Below are 15,445 nucleotides of genomic sequence, written 5' to 3' on the forward strand. Positions count from 1 at the left end.
CTGCACCCAGCCCCCGTCCGGAAAGGCGGCGATGGCAGCAGCGCAATATCGCGCAGCCCTGCCGGTCATTCAGACCCGGCGGCTGGTCCTGCGCGTGCCCACACTGGAAGACCTGCCGGTGTGGACGTCGATCTGCAAGGACAGCTTTGGTGACACAGCGCAAGCCGCGTGGACCGAGTTTTCCTATTATACCGCGGGCTGGCTTCTGCATGGTCACGGCCTGTTCACGGTCACGCTCAAGGGTGATGATCGGGCAATTGGCTTCGTCGTTCTGGGTTTGGAATGGGACGATCACGAACCGGAACTTGGCTATATGTTCGGCGCTGAACACCGGATGCAGGGCTATGCCACCGAAGCTTGCGCCGCCGTGCGTGATTTCGGATTTGACCTGCTGGGATCGGGGCAGTTCGTAAGCTATGTTTCGCAATCCAACACCCGTTCGAACGCGCTTGCCCAACGACTGGGCGCAGCGCGTGATGCCGATGCAGAAAGCGCCTTTGGGCCAACCCAGCATGTCTGGCGCTACCGCGAGGTACAGGCATGACATTCGCGATGCCGATCCCGACGCTGGAAACCGAACGCCTGATCCTGCGCGCACCGTCCGAGGCCGACGTCGATGCAGACACCGCCTTCTTTGCAAGCGATGCGGCCAAGTTCGTCGGCGGCCCTCTGCGCAGGGATGAGGTTTGGCGGGTGGTCGCCTCGCTGCTGGGGCACTGGGCCTTGCGCGGCTATGGGTATTGGAGCGTCGATGAAAAAGACACCGGCACCTATGTCGGGCGGATCGGGCTTTGGTTTCCCGAAGGCTGGCCGGAACCCGAAGTTGGCTGGACCCTGTTGAACCACGCCACCGGCAAGGGCTATGCGACCGAGGCCGCGCTGACTGCACGCGCCTACGCCTATGATGTATTGGGCTGGGAAACCGCGATCTCACTGATCGACCTGGACAATCACGCCAGCAAGGCCGTGGCCAAGCGACTGGGCGCGCAGTTCGAGTATCACTATGACCACCCCAAGTTCGGAAAATCCGAAATCTGGCGGCACCCGGCGCCCTCGGATCTGGTGAATGGCGGAATGGAGGCATACGCATGACCTCTTTCACCATTCCCACAATTGAAACCGAACGTCTGATCCTGCGCGCGCCGCATCTGGATGACCTGCCCGCGATGACCGCATTCTTCGCGACCCAGCGCAGCCATATGGTGGGCGGTCCAAGGGATGCGCGCGAATGCTGGAGCTCATTGTCGAACCGGCTGGGTCATTGGGCGTTGCGGGGTTATGGCCTGTGGCACCTGACCGAAAAGGCCGGTGGCACATTCGTCGGCTGGGCCGGAATGATCTACGTGCCGGGCTGGGCCGAACCGGAACTGGGTTGGACCCTGATGGAAGAAGCCGAAGGCAAGGGGCTGGCTTTTGAAGCCGCATCGGCTGCGCGTGATCATGCCGCCCGGCATCAGGGCCTGAACGGCGTGATCTCGTACATCGCCCATGCAAATGATCGTTCGCGCGCTTTGGCTGAACGGCTTGGGGCAACGCTGGAGCTTGAGAATGCCGAACTTCTGGGCAAGCACGCTCAGATCTGGCGCCATCCGCAGATTGACTTGACCACCGAAAGGACCGGCCAATGACCAACCCCGTGACACAGGCTGCCACGCTGTTGAAAGAGCATCGCGAAAGCATCGACAGGCTGGACGCGATCCTTGTCTACACGCTGGGCGAGCGGTTCAAGCACACGCAGGCCGTTGGCAAGCTCAAGGCCGAACACGACCTTCCCCCGTCCGATCCCTCGCGCGAAGCTGCGCAGATCGCACGGCTTGAAGACCTGGCGAAAGAGGCGGATCTGGACCCCGATTTTGCCAAGGCTTTCCTGAATTTTATCATTCAGGAAGTCATCCGACACCACAAGAAACACCAGAAATAGCCGGAGCATTCCGGCCAACGCCATCCAAAGGAGATACCACAATGGCAATGAAAATTCGTCTGGCCCGTGGCGGCTCGAAAAAGCGCCCCTTCTACCGCATCGTTGCGGCCGACAGCCGTATGCCGCGTGACGGCCGTTTCATCGAGAAACTGGGCACCTACAACCCGCTGCTGCCGAAAGACAGCGAAGAGCGCGTGAAAATGAACATGGAGCGCATCCAGTACTGGCTGGATCAGGGCGCACAGCCCACCGACCGTATCGCACGTATGCTGGAAGCGGCCGGTGCCCGTGACAAGGCCGAGCGCAACAACCCCAACAAGGGAACTCCGGGCAAGAAAGCCCAGGAGCGCGCCGAAGAGAAAGCCGCCAAGGCCGCTGAAGCAGCCGAGGCCGCTGCTGCTCCGGCAGAAGAAGCCGCAGCAGAAGAATAAGCAGGCACACGCGTGCGGGATCACCCCTTTACAGACGATTTTCGCACGCAGTTCGACCTGTTGTTGCGGCTCCGGCGGGATGTGCGCCGGTTCCGCACCGATGCGATTGACGAGGCAGTGCTGGCGCGCTGCCTCGACGCATTTCGACTGGCCCCTTCGGTGGGGCTCAGCGAACCCTGGCGCGTGATCCGCGTCGAAAGCGAAGCGGCAAGGGCCGCAGCGCTGAAGAATTTTCGCACCGCCAATGACCACGCTTTGACGGGCTACTCGGGGGACAAGGCGCAGCTATACAGCAGGCTGAAGCTTTCCGGGATGCAGGAAGCGCCTGTGCAACTGGCCGTCTTCTGCGACGACAGCACCGAAAAAGGGCTGGGGCTGGGCGCCGGCACGATGCCCGAGATGCGGCGCTACTCTGTCGTGTCCGCGATCACTTTGTTCTGGCTTGCACTTCGGGTGGAAGGGCTGGGGCTGGGCTGGGTTTCCATTCTGGACCCCGACCAGATGAAGCGCGATCTGAGTGTTCCTGAAACCTGGCGCCTAATCGGCTATTTCTGTGTCGGCCGGCCGGAACAGATGTCGGATACACCTGAACTGGAACAGGTCGGCTGGGAAACCCGGGCACAGGGCCTGACGATCGAAACACGGTAAGGCCTTATGTTCGGATTGATACGACTTCCCATTCTGCTGTTGATCGCCTTTATTGTGGGCGTGTTCTTCGAGCGCAACAACCAGCGCGAAGCCTGCAACGGGCTTGGCGAATGGAGAAACGGGATATGTTTGACGACTGGGGCAGCCAATGAGTGATCTGATCTGCGTCGGCAGCATCGCGGGGGCTTACGGTGTGCGAGGCGAGGTGAGGCTGAAAAGCTTTTGCGCCGTTCCCGAAGATATCGAGACCTATTCGCCGCTGACCGATGAAGCGGGCAAAGAGCGTTATCCTGTGGTATTGACGCGCACCATCAAGAACGGATTCGCGGCCCGCCTTGGTGGCGTTGAAACCAAGGAACAGGCGGATGCCCTGAATGGGTTGCGCCTTTATGCAAGGCGCGATCAGCTGCCGTCGCTGCCCGATGATGAATTCTACCACAACGATCTGATCGGGCTAGATGTCTATGACACCGGAGGCACCCTGCTGGGCAAGGTCAAATCGGTGCAGAACCACGGGGCAGCGGACTTGTTGGAATTGCACGGGCCGGGGTTGAAAACCACGGTTTTGCTGCCTTTCACGATGCAAGTTGTACCCACGGTGGATCTGGAACAAGGCCGTATCGTGGCCGATCCGCCCGAAGGCCTGATATAATGCGTCGGGTCCTGCTGCATCTGGGCCTGCACAAGACAGGCATGACCGCAGCACAGTCCTTCCTCCATGAAAACCGGAAACTGATCTGGCCACGCTTCGCGTTGGTTCTGCCCTACAAGACGCGCAACAGCGGCTTGAGCGAGAGCGCCACGCGTCACTCGCTTTACCGGCTGGATTCCACATTGGCGGGTTTTGGAAGCCACCTGCACGCGTTTCTGGACGATCTGGATTTCGGCGCACGCCGGGGGTTGATCCTGAGCGAAGAGAATTTCGCAGGCTTGCGCCCCAGCAGAAACAAGCGTGAAGGTTACGGTGCCGCACCGGAACTGGCGGAAACTCTCGTCAGCGTCGTGCGGCGTCGGTTCCTGGGTCATGAAACCGACATCACGATCTACATATCCTTGCGCGCCCGCGATCAATGGCTGCGGAGCCTGTGGGCACACGACTTGCAGAAATCACGCATGGTGCAGAACTTGCACGCCTTTTCCTCCGACCTTGCCCATTTGCCATCGCTTCAGGAAACCGCTGATGCCGTCCGGAATCGGTTGCCATCCGTCACGGTCAGAACAGAGTGGATGGAGGCGTTGCAGAACCACCGCCTTGGTGCAGGTGCGCCCTTGGCCGAATTTCTGAACCTGCCACCCGAGCTTTCGTCACAACTTGTCGGGCCTGCACATGGCACGCCAACATTTTCAGACGATGTGCTACAGGAAATCCTGGCGCTGAACCGATCCTCGCTGGACGACGCCGCCATGATCACCCAGAAGAAAGCACTGATTCAATCCGCACAGAACGAACTGGCCCGCCAGACATGACAGAGAAACCCAGCAGATCCCATGGCCGCAAGGCGATCCGTCCTTCCCTGAAACCACGCGAGCTGATGACTCCGAGCCCTGATCTGCACGGGGTCTGGAAAGCCAAGATCATCACTCTGTTCCCGTCCGCCTTCCCCGGTGTTCTTGGCGAAAGCCTGACAGGCAAAGCCTTGCAGGAAGGGCTTTGGCAACTGGAAACAGTGGATCTGCGACAGTTCGGTATAGGCAAACATCGCAACGTTGATGACACCCCGGCCGGGGGTGGCGCGGGCATGGTTCTGCGGGCCGATGTTCTGGGTGATGCGATCGAACATGCGATGGCAGGCATTCAAGGGAACTGGCCGCTGATCTACCTCAGCCCGCGCGGGCGTCGCATGAACCAGCGCATGATGCAGAATCTTGCCCGTTGTGACGGCATGACCCTTCTGTGCGGTCGTTTTGAAGGCGTGGACGAGCGCGTTTTGGAACATTATGGCGTGCAAGAGGTGTCGTTGGGTGATTTCGTCATGACCGGCGGCGAAATCGCGGCACAAGCCCTGATCGATGCCACGGTACGGCTGATTCCCGGAGTGCTTGGAAATCAGGCTTCGACCGAAGAAGAAAGTTTTGCCTCGGGTTTGCTGGAGCACCCCCAGTATACCCGCCCCGCAGATTGGAAAGGGCGCCCGATCCCCGAGGTTCTGATGTCGGGCCATCATGGCCGGATCGCGGAATGGCGGCATAAAATGGCACAAGACATCACGCGCGAACGGCGTCCTGATATCTGGGCGGAATACGTCAAAGCCACATCGGAAACCCAGGACTAGACCCGCTCGTTGTGGCCGGGATGCCTCAGTTTGGATGTTTGTCAGAATGCCATTTGAAGTTGAACGCACCTGAACTTATTCACCTCTATGCCCCATTAGATTTTTGGGTAACAAGAAGTGAAATAGAAGGCATTATGAAAAAGTTATTGCTTGGCACGTTACTGGTTGCCTCCGCCTGTACCACCAAACCGCTTGGGATGTCGGTTCCGACGCAAGCCGGTCACAATCTGCACTCTGCGAAGGTTGCCGTTGATTCCTGCTCTCAGGAAGCTGACGAGGGCGGCAACAGCGCCGTAATCGGCGGTTATGCAACCAATATCCTGCTTTGGGGCATCATCATCGGGCCTGCGGTCACCGCGCCATTTCAGGACGAGCTGCGTCAACAGGGCGAAATCGATCAGGTTGATCGCTGCCTGCGCGCGCGCGGTTTCGAGCGGCGCGAACTGACCGCTGGTGAATCGTTCTGGGTGCGAAACGCCTTTGGTGATGAACGCGAACGGCGGCTGGACCACCTGGTCGGGGGCGGCACTATCGAAACCTACGGAACAGCCAAAAACTAGCGGCGCGCTTTCCAGCTGGCCCAAGTCTCTGGGGTGCCGTTGAACGTGTTGATATCCACCCTGCCCTGAACCCCCGGCACCAGCCCGGTGCCGGTGTACTGCCAAAACCGCCAGACCGTGCGGGGATAGACCTGACGCGGATGGCCTGCGACGGATCGCAACCAGAACTCGGTTTTGGGCAAACGCCCGATATCCGTATCCGCAAAGAAATCCACCGTCGTATAGACGATGGGGCGCCGGCCATAATGCCGTTCGAGAATGTCCAGAAAGCGCTGCGCTTCGGCGCGGACGGTTCTGCCATCGGGCCGCAACGTGCAGGTCTTGGAATGCGGCGTCCACTCCATGTCAAGAACATGTGGCAGATCTGCCCCTTTCGGGACGTTCTGAATGAACCAACGTGCCTGTTCCCGGGCCGATCGGCAGAAATAATAGTAATGATAAGCCCCCCACGGCACGCCCGCTGCCTGAGCACCGCGCCTGTGGTCGTCGAATAATGGATCCGCCACATCGCCGCCTTCGGTTGCTTTCAGAAACGCAAAGCTTACGCCCGATGCTTTGGCCGTGCGCCAGTCTATCGGTCCCTGCCAGCGCGAGACGTCAAGCCCGTGGATCGGATACAATCCGGGGTGACGGCCTTCCCACTCATGCGGATCGGCGTCCCCAAAATCAGGATAGATCAGGGATGGTGCTGTCCTGTCCACACCCGGCGTGGGTTCCACGACCTGCGGTTTCGGGCCGCCGCGCCCGCACGACATAAGCAAAGCGGCTGCAATCGTCAGCATAAGTGCAATTCGCATCATTAAGTCCTGTCTGAAATTTCTGCTCTTTCAATTTCCTTCAGAATGCCTGATCTGACCGCCGTGGCAACGGTGGGATTTTCGAAAGGCGGATTCCCACTGCTTCGCCATACGATTTGTTCTTGATCCCGGCACTCAATACCCTTAAACGACCGCAATCCGGTGCCGCATTCTGCGACTCCGGTGTTTTGGTTTGATTATCGGCTTCAAGCCCGGCTTTCTTCGGCGGGGATGTGCCAGATCAAACCAGACCAAAGGAACATTCGATCTGACCTCTGGCGGGCTGCATGCAGGACCCGGTGAAGACCAAGAGCTCTCAGGCCGTGCCCAAACTTCGTGGGCCAACCACGAGCATATAGGAGTACCTGCGATGGATCTTATCGCACAGCTTGAGGCGGAACAGATTGCCGCCCTGGGGAAAGACATCCCCGACTTCAAGGCCGGTGACACCATTCGTGTCGGCTATAAGGTGACCGAAGGGTCGCGCACCCGTGTGCAGAACTACGAAGGCGTCTGCATCGCGCGCAACAACGGCAATGGCATTGCCGGTTCGTTCACCGTTCGCAAGATTTCGTTCGGCGAAGGCGTGGAGCGTGTGTTCCCGCTGTATTCGACCAACATCGACAGCATCACCGTTGTCCGCCGTGGCCGCGTTCGTCGCGCCAAACTGTACTATCTGCGCACCCGCCGCGGTAAATCCGCGCGTATCGCAGAAGTCACGAACTACAAGCCCAAGGCTGGCGCCGAAGCGTAAGGAACGGAAAGATGAAAAAAGACATCCATCCCGATTATCACGTCATCGACGTCAAAATGACCGATGGCACCGTGGTTCAGATGAAATCCACCTGGGGCGCCGAAGGCGACCAGCTGGCTCTGGAAATCGACCCCTCCGTGCACCCTGCATGGACTGGTGGTTCGTCGCGCCTGATGGACGCCGGCGGCCGCGTGTCGAAGTTCAAAAAGAAATACGAAGGTCTGGGCTTCTAAGTCTGACTTGTTTCGATTTCGAAAGGCCGTCCCTTGGGGGCGGCCTTTTTTCTGGAAGCTTCCATGTGTCTTATGGACGCAAAACCGGACAAGATGCGTTTTTGCAAAGACCCGGTGATGTTACACTCCGTGTGAACAACCCTCAGCTTCCACGGAGACCCGGACATGCCCCAGTACAACGACATGATCGAGCTTTCAGTCGATGATATGGATCTGATTGAAACGGCGTTGCGCGACTCGATCGCTTCGTTGTCACATGCCGCTTCGGAGGAACCAGAGGATAGCAGGACCGACCGCGAAGACACGTTGCGGCGCATTCACGACCTTCTGGGCAAGCTACACGATCAAAAGGTCTTTTTTCGCCCTCGGAAAGGGGTCTACCTCGGCGGTTAGGGGCTTGGTTGTCGCGGATTGCGGGTCAATTCCGCCGCACTGTGTACAGGGGGAACCGGCCCGCGCAGCAACATCAGCGCCAGCGTCATTCCGGCCAGCGCCGCAATCGCGGCAACCAACATGGCATTGTCAAAGGCGTTGTCCTGCACATCCCGCAGGGCCTTCGCCAATGTATCTCCCGCAGTCGGATCCATCCCCGAGATCAATTGCTGTATCTGGTTCGGCGTTCCATGTGTCAGCGCATGGGCCAGATCCTCGCGCTGGGTTGACCCGGCAGGCAACGCGTCGATCACCTCGGACAGACCTCGGCGTCTGGTGATCGCTTCAGCCAGACCGCCCACCACGGCACCAAGGGTTGCGCCGAAATAGAGACAGGCGTTGATGACCCCCGAACCCTGCCCCACATGCTGCTCGGGCAGCAGGCGCAGGCCCAGACGTGGCAACAGCGAAAAGCAGATGCCCAACCCGACACCGACGATCAGCAGCTTCCACCAGATTTCCGAAAACTGCGTTGTGTTCGTTGTTGTCATCAGCAGCAGAAACCCGCAGGCCATCGCCCCCAGGCCAATGGCGATCGGCCATTGAAAACTGTAGGGGGCAAGAAAGCGGGGTGCGGTGACCGAGATCACAAACATGCTGAGGCTGAGCGGCATGATCGCCAGACCCGCATCGATGGACGAATACCCAAAGGCATCAGGCGATTGGACGAATGTATTGAAATAGACGAAGAAGCAGAACAGCGTGAAGCCGGTAAAGAACATCCCCGCCGCAGCCATCAGATAACGCGGATGGCGAAAGTACCGAAGCTCGATCAAAGGGTCGTCGCTGCGGCGGGACACGATGACAAGGGCAATTGTCGACACGGCCGCCACGACCAGCGGCACCAGTGTCAAAGGCGAAGTCCACCCGCCGCTTTCCCCGTTGCTGAGCGCAAAGGACAATGGCCCGAGGAAAAACAGAATAGCAACGGCCCCCGCATAATCGAACTTTGCCCCGACAAGACGGGTATCGGGAACGTATTTCCGTTTGCTGACATGCAGCCCGATGGCAAAGGCCACAGCCAGCAGCACCAGGTCGGCTGCAAAGACGGCGCGCCAGCTGACATAATGGCCGAAAGCGCCACCGACGATGGGCCCCACACCGATCGCCAGACCGACAATCGCCCCCCAGACGCCGGTAACGCTGGCGCGCTGCTCTTCGGGCGTGGCCGCCGTCAACAGTGACAGGGACGTGCCGAACAAAGCAGCCGCGCCCGCGCCTTGCGCGCCGCGCCCGATGAGCAGCATCGCCCCATCCTGCGCCAACAGGGCAAAGGCAGACCCGATTGCAAAGACGATCATGCCAAAAAAGAACACACCCATCTTGCCGGTAATGTCACCCAGCCGGCTGACGATGCAGACAAGCGTGGCGCTGGTCACGGAATACGTGGCCATCACCCATTGCAAACCTGACGGGGTCAAATCGAACTCGGCCCTGAGATTGGGCAATATGGTGGTCACAGCAGTTGTGTTGAACCCCACGACCATCATGCAGATGGCCGTCATGGCCAGCACCACACGGGCGCGGGACTGCGGAGATACACTGACCGAGCTCTCATCGCCCATAAAACACCCACTGACCAAGAAGTTTGAATACAAACATCATCAGTTTAACGATTTCTGGCCCTGCGCATAGGGTTGCATCAGATCCAGTATGACAGCGCAACGGGCAGCACCAGCAAAGTGCTGAGCGTCGAGACAAGAATGAACCCCGCCACATCCGGCCCGTATTCCGGAACATGCTGGTCGATAAACAGATAAGTCGCCACGGATGAAGGCATCAGGCAACACAGGATCAGCGCACCCCGCTCGGTTCCCGTGAAACCAAACAACCAGATCAGAACACTGGCAATTGCAACCGCCATCGCCAGATGCAGGGCCGTCAGCAGAACCGCGCGACCCAGGCTTTTCACACGCAGCGTCGCGAGCGTATGCCCCAGGGTCAGCAGCATGAGCGGGATCGACAATCCACCCAAGATGTCAAAGGACTTTGCGACCGGTTGCGGCAGGCTTTGCCCCGTTGCCATCAGGATCAGGGCGAGGCCCACGGCATAGATAATCGGGGACGTCGCCAATTTCCTTGGCGAGAATTCTCCGGCCGGGATCCACATGCCGACGGTAAAGATGCTGATCAGCACAACCACCACGAACGCCATGGTATAGGCCATACCTGCATCGCCCAGCGCCAGCAAAGTGATTGGCAGGCCGATGTTGCCGACATTGCCGTGAATCAACGGCGTCAGAAATGCCCTCACCGGCAAGCGAAGAACCTTGAGCCCGACATACCCCAACACCCCGAAACCGGCCACCGCAAGGGCAGCGGCCGTCATCATGTCAAGAAACGTGCCCACGGCCAGTTTGGTGTTCGACAGATGAGAAATGATCAATGTCGGATAGCCGACTTTTGAGACGATCCCACCAATGACCTTGTTGTCGAAAGGCGCCTGAATCACGGCAAGAACATAGCCAATTCCAGCGCAGATCAGGACAGGCAGAACCACGTTCAAAACGTTCAGGAACAGGTGCTCCAAGCAAAAATCTCCTTGCCGAAACCGTTTGCCGACAGTGAATCAGTGCCATTGCAATGGCAAGCGCTCTGTGTAACTCGTGCGCAGCGTTGGGTTTTCCCGAATAGAGTCTGATATTGCCCGAAAGCGCCGCTTGAGGTTCTTTCCTTCGCAGCCGACACAACATATAGTGGCTGACAACAACGTGTAGTGAAGCACGGCGGGACTTGGGAATACAAGCATGGCACATATCATTGTGGTCGGGAACGAAAAGGGTGGCGCAGGCAAATCGACCGTGTCGATGCATGTGGCGACCGCGCTGGCCCGATTGGGACACAAGGTCAGCACGTTGGATCTGGACCTGCGTCAGCGCAGTCTGGGACGATACTTCGAGAACCGCAACAATTTCCTCAAAAGCTCGGACCTGACTCTGCCCAGCCCGCGCCATCACGACCTGCCCGAGATCGATGCCGCAACGTTGAAACCGGGCGAGAACATCTATGACCATCGCCTGTCTGCTGCCGTATCCCAGCTGGAAAGCGACAGCGACTTTATTCTGATCGACTGCCCGGGGTCTCACACCCGTCTGAGTCAGGTGGCGCATTCGCTGGCCGACACGCTGATCACCCCGTTGAACGACAGTTTCATTGACTTTGACCTTTTGGCGCGGATCGACTCGAAGGGCGAAAAAATCCTTGGCCCGTCCGTCTATTCCGAAATGGTCTGGAACGCTCGTCAACTGCGGGCACAGGCGGGGCTGAAGCCGATCGACTGGGTCGTTGTCCGCAACCGGGTCGGTACGCAGCGCATGGTCAACAAGGAAAAGATGCAGCGCGCGATCGAAATGCTGTCCCAGCGCATCGGCTTCCGCGTCGCCTCGGGCTTTTCCGAGCGGGTTATCTTCCGCGAGCTGTTCCCGCGTGGCCTGACACTGTTGGACCTCAAGGATATCGGGGTCAAACAGCTGAACATCTCGAACATCGCAGCCCGGCAGGAACTGCGTGACATGATGAAAGAGCTGAATCTGCCGGGTGTGGAGATTGACTTCTGATCAGCTGTCCCGGCGGCCGCTATGCGGACTTTTTTAGGCAGTATGAATGTTCTTTGGTTCTGGACTTGCATTCAGAAACAGCTGCAAAGACTTCCCGCATGGAAGCTTGAGAGCAAAGAAAGAAGACCCTGCAACGTTTCGGATCGTTTTGGCCGTGCCGCCGGTTTCAAGCACCGAGACCACCTGTAGTCGGATGTCCCGGTCAATGCAGCCATTGGACATATAGCCGACCATCCTCCCGCTTGAAGAGACAACGGCGCGCGAACCTACTTCGCGCGCCGTTCAGCCCTTGATACTGATCGATGTGATCAGAACAAACAGCTTACCAACGTTTAGCTGGTCAACTGCATGGCCAAGGACATCAACCCGGTGTTCAGGACGTGTGGATCAAGAAACGGGTTCTTCCGACATGACTTCTGCAAAGGATTTGAAGAATTTGGCGGCGAGTTTCTTTGCTGTACTCTGGATGAGACGGCTCCCAAGTTGCGCCAGCTTGCCGCCGATCACGGCCTTGGCTTCGTAGCGCAGAATGGTCTGAGACCCATTTTCAGTCAGTGTGACGTCGGCTCCGCCTTTTGCATGTCCAGCCGGGCCACCATTGCCTTGGCCATCCAGCGAAAACGTCTCTGGCGCGCCATCGGTTTTGAGCACCACATCTCCGCTGAATTTCGCTTTCACGGGGCCAACTTTGAGTACAACTTTGGCTTCAAGTTCGGTGTCGGATTTCTTGATCAGTTCTTCGCACCCGGGAATACAACGTTTAAGTATCTCGGGGTCGTTCAAAGCTGCGTAAACCACATCCCTAGGGGCATCGATGATAATTTCGTCGGCCAGTTCCATGGCGGTTCCTTTCTTTGTTCAGCAACAGGGGTATTTAATCGTGGCAAGCACCTCAGCCTGCTCTGTAGATGGCTTGAAACCACGAGTTAAAATTTTGAAAAGCTTACGCATTTGGGTTCCTTTCTACGGAATTCCTGCGCACGGTGATCAGTTCCGCCAGGATGGAAAGCGCGATTTCTTCAGGTGTGACAGCACCAATGTCCAAACCAGCTGGGGCTGAAACCATCGCGAGTGTGACCTCGGGCACACCAGCTTCGGAGAGCTTTTCAGACAGGGCCGCGAATTTCTTCTTACTGCCCACAAAGGCGACATAGTTTGCTTCACAAGCAAGCGCGTCGCGCAAGGCGTCAAGATCACCCTGCCCTTGCGTCGCCACGACGATCGCACTCATCTTTCCAAGTGCATTCTCCTCATCCACGGCACGTGAGATTGACCAGTGAAAATGCGGTGCGATTTGTGCCAAAGCCTCTGCGACCGGCGAGTTTCCGAGTATTGTCAACTCTGGCATCGGAAGACAGGGCTCAATAAAAATGTCGATGGTGCCACGAGAGGGACAACCGTTGCGCGCATAGAATACGCCCTCCACCATTGCTCCGGCACTGACGCCGATATCGTTCAAAAAGTCTTCCGGCGCGACCGACACAAGCTTGGGTGCGCCGGTTTCGAGGGCTTCCAAGGTGGCTCGCCTCACAGCGCCACGGGTGCAGCCGCCACCAAGAAACCCGTGCAATATGGTGCCATCCGCACCAATGATTGCCTTTGCGCCGGGTTTTGCCGCGGTGGTTCCGGCAGTGCGCACGATTGTTGCAAAGGCAAAAGGTTGTTCCTTTGCGCGCAGTGATTGGGCTGTTTCTGCCAAGTCAGATGAAAACAACTCAGCGGGGGTCATAGCGATACCAACTCCTTCTCCAGCGCGGCGAGGTCCGCCAGCGTGTTGGCGGCGGAAAAGAGGTCCAAATGAGGCAATGCTGCCGTCATGCCCGCTGCGACGGGCGCATAGTCGCGCCAGCCTTTGAGCGGGTTCAGCCAAAGAATGCGGCAGCCGCGTTTGCGCAGCTTGGTCAGCGCCGCGTCAATGTGGTCAGGGGAAGAGGTGTCATAGCCGTCCGAGAGGATCATCACGACTGAACGCCCATCGACGAAACGGCGCGCGTAGGTAGATGCAAATCGATCCAGGCTTTCCCCGATTTTGGAACCTCCGCCGAACCCATCCGCCATCAAGGACATCCGTCCGATGGCGCGCATCGTGTCCTTATCGCGTAAAGCCTCGGTTATCCGCACGAGGCGTGTGTGAAACAGGTATGCGTCGGCGGTTGGATCACCGCGCATCAGGCCGGCCAAAAAGGCCAGGAATACTTGCGCATAGACGGTCATAGAGCCGGAAACATCGCATAGCGCTACGATTTTTCGGCTACGATCAGGGCGTTTGCGCTTGATGAGTCGGATGGGTTCGCCCCCTGTCGCCAGGCTGCGCCGGATTGTTTTGCGGAAATGCAGTCGATCGCCCTTGCGGGCAGCGATGCGGCGGCGGGAGCGGCGGTCGCGCAGCGCTTGTCCGAGGCGGCGAGCAACTTCTTCGGCCTCGGCAATCTCTTCTGCCCGTACCAGATCACGTAGATCGCGCCGGGACAGGTTGCGCATTTCGGTGGCGATCAGCTTACCGTCGCCATCACTTTCGGCATCACCGTCACCTCCGTCTGGCGCTGTCGCATCGCCAGCGCCTCCAACGTCTTCTCCTTTGGCATCTCGTGACGAACGTACGCTGTCGTCGCCCTTGGGATGGGTCGACATTTTCGGCATGACCTTTGTTCGCACGCGACCGGCATCCATCCAGAAACTGTCAAACAACAAATCAAACCTCTGCGCATCGTCCTTGCATCCCGTGCAGACGGCCTTGAGCGCGCAACGCGCCTCTTCAGGGTTGGCTGCCTCAACACAGGTCAACGCCGTCAGAGCTGCTTCGGTTTCCTGCACGCCGAGGCGCAGGCCATTCTCCCGCAAATGGGCCACGAACCCTGCCATGCGCGCCGTGGCGCCGGGATCGCGGCCAGCAAAGCGGGTCACGCGGGTCATGCGGCCTTCCCCGCGATGCGTTGTGCCACTTCGCTGGTTATATGTGCGCGATCGCTCTGCGTTTTTAGAAGTGTCGTGAGTGTGGCTTGGAGGGCTGCCGGGTTTTCCGTCAGATCAGCAATCCCTAACCCCATGAGCGCGGCGGCAAAATCCAGTGTCTCCGCGATTCCGGGCACTTTCTCCAGCTCTTCCTTGCGCAGCGTCTGGACGAACCCGATCACCTGATCGGCCAGCTGCGCTTCAATCCCAGCACACCGGGCTTTTAGGATCGCGAGTTCCGTTGTCCGGTCGGGATAATCGACATAACTGAAAAGGCAGCGACGCCTCAGCGCGTCCGACAAGTCGCGGGTGCCATTCGAGGTCAGTATAACTGTTGGCACGGTGGTGGCTTTGATGGTGCCAAGCTCCGGAACGGTGATTTGGTAATCAGCGAGGATCTCGAGCAAGAAAGCTTCGAACTCTTCGTCTGCGCGGTCGATTTCATCGATCAATAAAACCGGAGAAACGTCTTGCGTGATCGCCGACAGTAAGGGGCGCTCCAACAAATACTCACGCGAGAATATCCGATCCTCGACCGCCTTGCCGGCCTCGCCTGCTTCAGAGGACGCACGGATCGCCAGTAGTTGCCGTTGGTAATTCCACTCGTAGATCGCCTGAGAGGCGTCCAGACCTTCATAGCATTGCAGGCGGATCAACTGCGTGTTCTGGGCCGCAGCCAGTACTCGGGCAACTTCGGTTTTTCCTACGCCCGCCGCGCCTTCCAGCAGTAGAGGGCGGCGCAATGACAAAGCCAAATGCAGCGACACCGCCAGATCGTCTGAGGCGACGTAGTTCTGTTCTACAAGTGCAGATTGGAGATCGGTCCAGGTCATCAGAGCCTCAAGTGGTTTATGAGGCGCGCGCAGCCATCCCTGCCGCGCGCGCCG

At 58.5% G+C, this 15,445-nt stretch carries 21 protein-coding genes and 1 pseudogene; 14 read left to right on the forward strand and 8 right to left on the reverse strand.

Annotated elements, in window-relative coordinates:
• Positions 1–31: 31 nt before the first annotated feature.
• The 10 genes from GS612_RS18470 to GS612_RS18515 all read left to right on the forward strand — a co-directional run bounded on the left by GS612_RS18470 (position 32) and on the right by GS612_RS18515 (position 5,833).
• Positions 32–544 (forward strand): GNAT family N-acetyltransferase, encoded by a 513-nt coding sequence (locus tag GS612_RS18470; RefSeq protein ID WP_171642301.1) that lies wholly within the window; start codon positions 32–34, stop codon positions 542–544.
• Positions 541–1,092, forward strand: a complete 552-nt coding sequence (locus GS612_RS18475; protein ID WP_171120321.1) for a GNAT family N-acetyltransferase — start codon at positions 541–543, stop codon at positions 1,090–1,092. The genes GS612_RS18470 and GS612_RS18475 overlap by 4 nt, the downstream gene beginning before the upstream one ends.
• Positions 1,089–1,628, forward strand: a complete 540-nt coding sequence (locus GS612_RS18480) for a GNAT family N-acetyltransferase (RefSeq protein ID WP_171642303.1) — start codon at positions 1,089–1,091, stop codon at positions 1,626–1,628. Before GS612_RS18475 ends, GS612_RS18480 begins: the two co-directional genes overlap by 4 nt.
• Complete coding sequence (locus GS612_RS18485) at positions 1,625–1,921, forward strand: chorismate mutase (RefSeq protein ID WP_171642305.1); 297 nt, start codon at positions 1,625–1,627, stop codon at positions 1,919–1,921. The genes GS612_RS18480 and GS612_RS18485 overlap by 4 nt, the downstream gene beginning before the upstream one ends.
• Positions 1,922–1,962: 41 nt before the next feature.
• A complete protein-coding gene (gene rpsP / locus GS612_RS18490; protein WP_010437590.1) occupies positions 1,963–2,352 on the forward strand; it encodes a 30S ribosomal protein S16 in 390 nt (129 codons plus the stop codon).
• Between the two features lie 12 nt (positions 2,353–2,364).
• Positions 2,365–3,000 carry a 5,6-dimethylbenzimidazole synthase gene (bluB, locus tag GS612_RS18495; RefSeq protein WP_171329939.1) on the forward strand — a complete coding sequence of 212 codons (636 nt, stop codon included), beginning with the start codon at positions 2,365–2,367 and terminating at the stop codon, positions 2,998–3,000.
• A gap of 148 nt (positions 3,001–3,148) precedes the next feature.
• Positions 3,149–3,652, forward strand: coding sequence for a ribosome maturation factor RimM (gene rimM, locus GS612_RS18500; RefSeq protein WP_152457030.1), 504 nt, complete (start codon positions 3,149–3,151; stop codon positions 3,650–3,652).
• Positions 3,652–4,467 carry a hypothetical protein gene (locus GS612_RS18505; protein ID WP_171642307.1) on the forward strand — a complete coding sequence of 272 codons (816 nt, stop codon included), beginning with the start codon at positions 3,652–3,654 and terminating at the stop codon, positions 4,465–4,467. The genes rimM and GS612_RS18505 overlap by 1 nt, the downstream gene beginning before the upstream one ends.
• Positions 4,464–5,273: a tRNA (guanosine(37)-N1)-methyltransferase TrmD gene (trmD, locus tag GS612_RS18510; protein WP_171642309.1), complete on the forward strand. Its 810-nt coding sequence runs from the start codon at positions 4,464–4,466 to the stop codon at positions 5,271–5,273. Before GS612_RS18505 ends, trmD begins: the two co-directional genes overlap by 4 nt.
• Before the next feature lie 134 nt (positions 5,274–5,407).
• Positions 5,408–5,833: a hypothetical protein gene (locus tag GS612_RS18515; protein WP_171229165.1), complete on the forward strand. Its 426-nt coding sequence runs from the start codon at positions 5,408–5,410 to the stop codon at positions 5,831–5,833.
• On the opposite strand, the gene GS612_RS18520 is transcribed toward GS612_RS18515, so the two are convergent.
• Positions 5,830–6,630, reverse strand: coding sequence for a GH25 family lysozyme (locus GS612_RS18520; protein ID WP_171642311.1), 801 nt, complete (start codon positions 6,628–6,630; stop codon positions 5,830–5,832). The genes GS612_RS18515 and GS612_RS18520 overlap by 4 nt on opposite strands.
• Positions 6,631–7,000: 370 nt before the next feature.
• Here GS612_RS18520 and rplS point away from each other — a divergent pair, with 370 nt between their 5' ends.
• From rplS to GS612_RS18535, 3 genes are all read left to right on the forward strand, one after another.
• Entirely contained in the window at positions 7,001–7,384 is a 384-nt protein-coding gene (rplS, locus tag GS612_RS18525) for a 50S ribosomal protein L19 (protein WP_152457026.1), read from the forward strand.
• 11 nt (positions 7,385–7,395) lie between these two features.
• Positions 7,396–7,617: a 50S ribosomal protein L31 gene (rpmE, locus tag GS612_RS18530; RefSeq protein WP_050605278.1), complete on the forward strand. Its 222-nt coding sequence runs from the start codon at positions 7,396–7,398 to the stop codon at positions 7,615–7,617.
• A 165-nt stretch (positions 7,618–7,782) separates the two neighbouring features.
• On the forward strand, positions 7,783–8,010 hold the full coding sequence (locus GS612_RS18535) for a hypothetical protein (protein WP_171642312.1): 228 nt from the start codon (positions 7,783–7,785) through the stop codon (positions 8,008–8,010).
• On the opposite strand, the gene GS612_RS18540 is transcribed toward GS612_RS18535, so the two are convergent.
• Entirely contained in the window at positions 8,007–9,614 is a 1,608-nt protein-coding gene (locus GS612_RS18540; RefSeq protein WP_171642314.1) for an MFS transporter, read from the reverse strand. The two genes, GS612_RS18535 and GS612_RS18540, sit on opposite strands and share 4 nt — an antisense overlap.
• Positions 9,615–9,691: 77 nt before the next feature.
• Complete coding sequence (locus GS612_RS18545; protein WP_171642316.1) at positions 9,692–10,579, reverse strand: AEC family transporter; 888 nt, start codon at positions 10,577–10,579, stop codon at positions 9,692–9,694.
• Between the two features lie 217 nt (positions 10,580–10,796).
• On the opposite strand from GS612_RS18545, the gene GS612_RS18550 reads away from it, so the two are divergent.
• On the forward strand, positions 10,797–11,606 hold the full coding sequence (locus GS612_RS18550; RefSeq protein WP_152457022.1) for a division plane positioning ATPase MipZ: 810 nt from the start codon (positions 10,797–10,799) through the stop codon (positions 11,604–11,606).
• Positions 11,607–11,639: 33 nt separating this feature from the next.
• Here GS612_RS18550 and GS612_RS20740 read toward each other — a convergent pair.
• The 5 genes and pseudogenes from GS612_RS20740 to GS612_RS18575 all read right to left on the reverse strand — a co-directional run.
• Positions 11,640–11,876 (reverse strand): annotated as a pseudogene (locus GS612_RS20740) (XdhC family protein); the annotation flags it as partial.
• Positions 11,877–11,993: 117 nt separating this feature from the next.
• Entirely contained in the window at positions 11,994–12,446 is a 453-nt protein-coding gene (locus tag GS612_RS18560) for a carbon monoxide dehydrogenase subunit G (RefSeq protein ID WP_171120341.1), read from the reverse strand.
• Between the two features lie 103 nt (positions 12,447–12,549).
• Entirely contained in the window at positions 12,550–13,335 is a 786-nt protein-coding gene (locus GS612_RS18565; RefSeq protein WP_171120343.1) for an XdhC family protein, read from the reverse strand.
• Positions 13,332–14,519, reverse strand: coding sequence for a VWA domain-containing protein (locus GS612_RS18570; protein WP_171642318.1), 1,188 nt, complete (start codon positions 14,517–14,519; stop codon positions 13,332–13,334). The genes GS612_RS18565 and GS612_RS18570 overlap by 4 nt, the downstream gene beginning before the upstream one ends.
• On the reverse strand, positions 14,516–15,391 hold the full coding sequence (locus tag GS612_RS18575; protein ID WP_171642320.1) for a MoxR family ATPase: 876 nt from the start codon (positions 15,389–15,391) through the stop codon (positions 14,516–14,518). The genes GS612_RS18570 and GS612_RS18575 overlap by 4 nt, the downstream gene beginning before the upstream one ends.
• Positions 15,392–15,445 lie beyond the last annotated feature (54 nt).

It is taken from the genome of Ruegeria sp. HKCCD6157, from assembly GCF_013110685.1.
GTDB lineage: Bacteria > Pseudomonadota > Alphaproteobacteria > Rhodobacterales > Rhodobacteraceae > Ruegeria.

Coding starts and splice junctions, on each gene's coding strand:
- GS612_RS18470 (WP_171642301.1), top strand. CDS start 32: ATGGCAGCAGCGCAATATCGCGCAGCCCTGCCGGTCATTCAGACCCGG.
- GS612_RS18475 (WP_171120321.1), top strand. CDS start 541: ATGACATTCGCGATGCCGATCCCGACGCTGGAAACCGAACGCCTGATC.
- GS612_RS18480 (WP_171642303.1), top strand. CDS start 1,089: ATGACCTCTTTCACCATTCCCACAATTGAAACCGAACGTCTGATCCTG.
- GS612_RS18485 (WP_171642305.1), top strand. CDS start 1,625: ATGACCAACCCCGTGACACAGGCTGCCACGCTGTTGAAAGAGCATCGC.
- rpsP (WP_010437590.1), top strand. CDS start 1,963: ATGGCAATGAAAATTCGTCTGGCCCGTGGCGGCTCGAAAAAGCGCCCC.
- rimM (WP_152457030.1), top strand. CDS start 3,149: ATGAGTGATCTGATCTGCGTCGGCAGCATCGCGGGGGCTTACGGTGTG.
- GS612_RS18505 (WP_171642307.1), top strand. CDS start 3,652: ATGCGTCGGGTCCTGCTGCATCTGGGCCTGCACAAGACAGGCATGACC.
- trmD (WP_171642309.1), top strand. CDS start 4,464: ATGACAGAGAAACCCAGCAGATCCCATGGCCGCAAGGCGATCCGTCCT.
- GS612_RS18515 (WP_171229165.1), top strand. CDS start 5,408: ATGAAAAAGTTATTGCTTGGCACGTTACTGGTTGCCTCCGCCTGTACC.
- GS612_RS18520 (WP_171642311.1), bottom strand. CDS start 6,630: ATGCGAATTGCACTTATGCTGACGATTGCAGCCGCTTTGCTTATGTCG.
- rplS (WP_152457026.1), top strand. CDS start 7,001: ATGGATCTTATCGCACAGCTTGAGGCGGAACAGATTGCCGCCCTGGGG.
- rpmE (WP_050605278.1), top strand. CDS start 7,396: ATGAAAAAAGACATCCATCCCGATTATCACGTCATCGACGTCAAAATG.
- GS612_RS18535 (WP_171642312.1), top strand. CDS start 7,783: ATGCCCCAGTACAACGACATGATCGAGCTTTCAGTCGATGATATGGAT.
- GS612_RS18540 (WP_171642314.1), bottom strand. CDS start 9,614: ATGGGCGATGAGAGCTCGGTCAGTGTATCTCCGCAGTCCCGCGCCCGT.
- GS612_RS18550 (WP_152457022.1), top strand. CDS start 10,797: ATGGCACATATCATTGTGGTCGGGAACGAAAAGGGTGGCGCAGGCAAA.
- GS612_RS18560 (WP_171120341.1), bottom strand. CDS start 12,446: ATGGAACTGGCCGACGAAATTATCATCGATGCCCCTAGGGATGTGGTT.
- GS612_RS18565 (WP_171120343.1), bottom strand. CDS start 13,335: ATGACCCCCGCTGAGTTGTTTTCATCTGACTTGGCAGAAACAGCCCAA.
- GS612_RS18570 (WP_171642318.1), bottom strand. CDS start 14,519: ATGACCCGCGTGACCCGCTTTGCTGGCCGCGATCCCGGCGCCACGGCG.
- GS612_RS18575 (WP_171642320.1), bottom strand. CDS start 15,391: ATGACCTGGACCGATCTCCAATCTGCACTTGTAGAACAGAACTACGTC.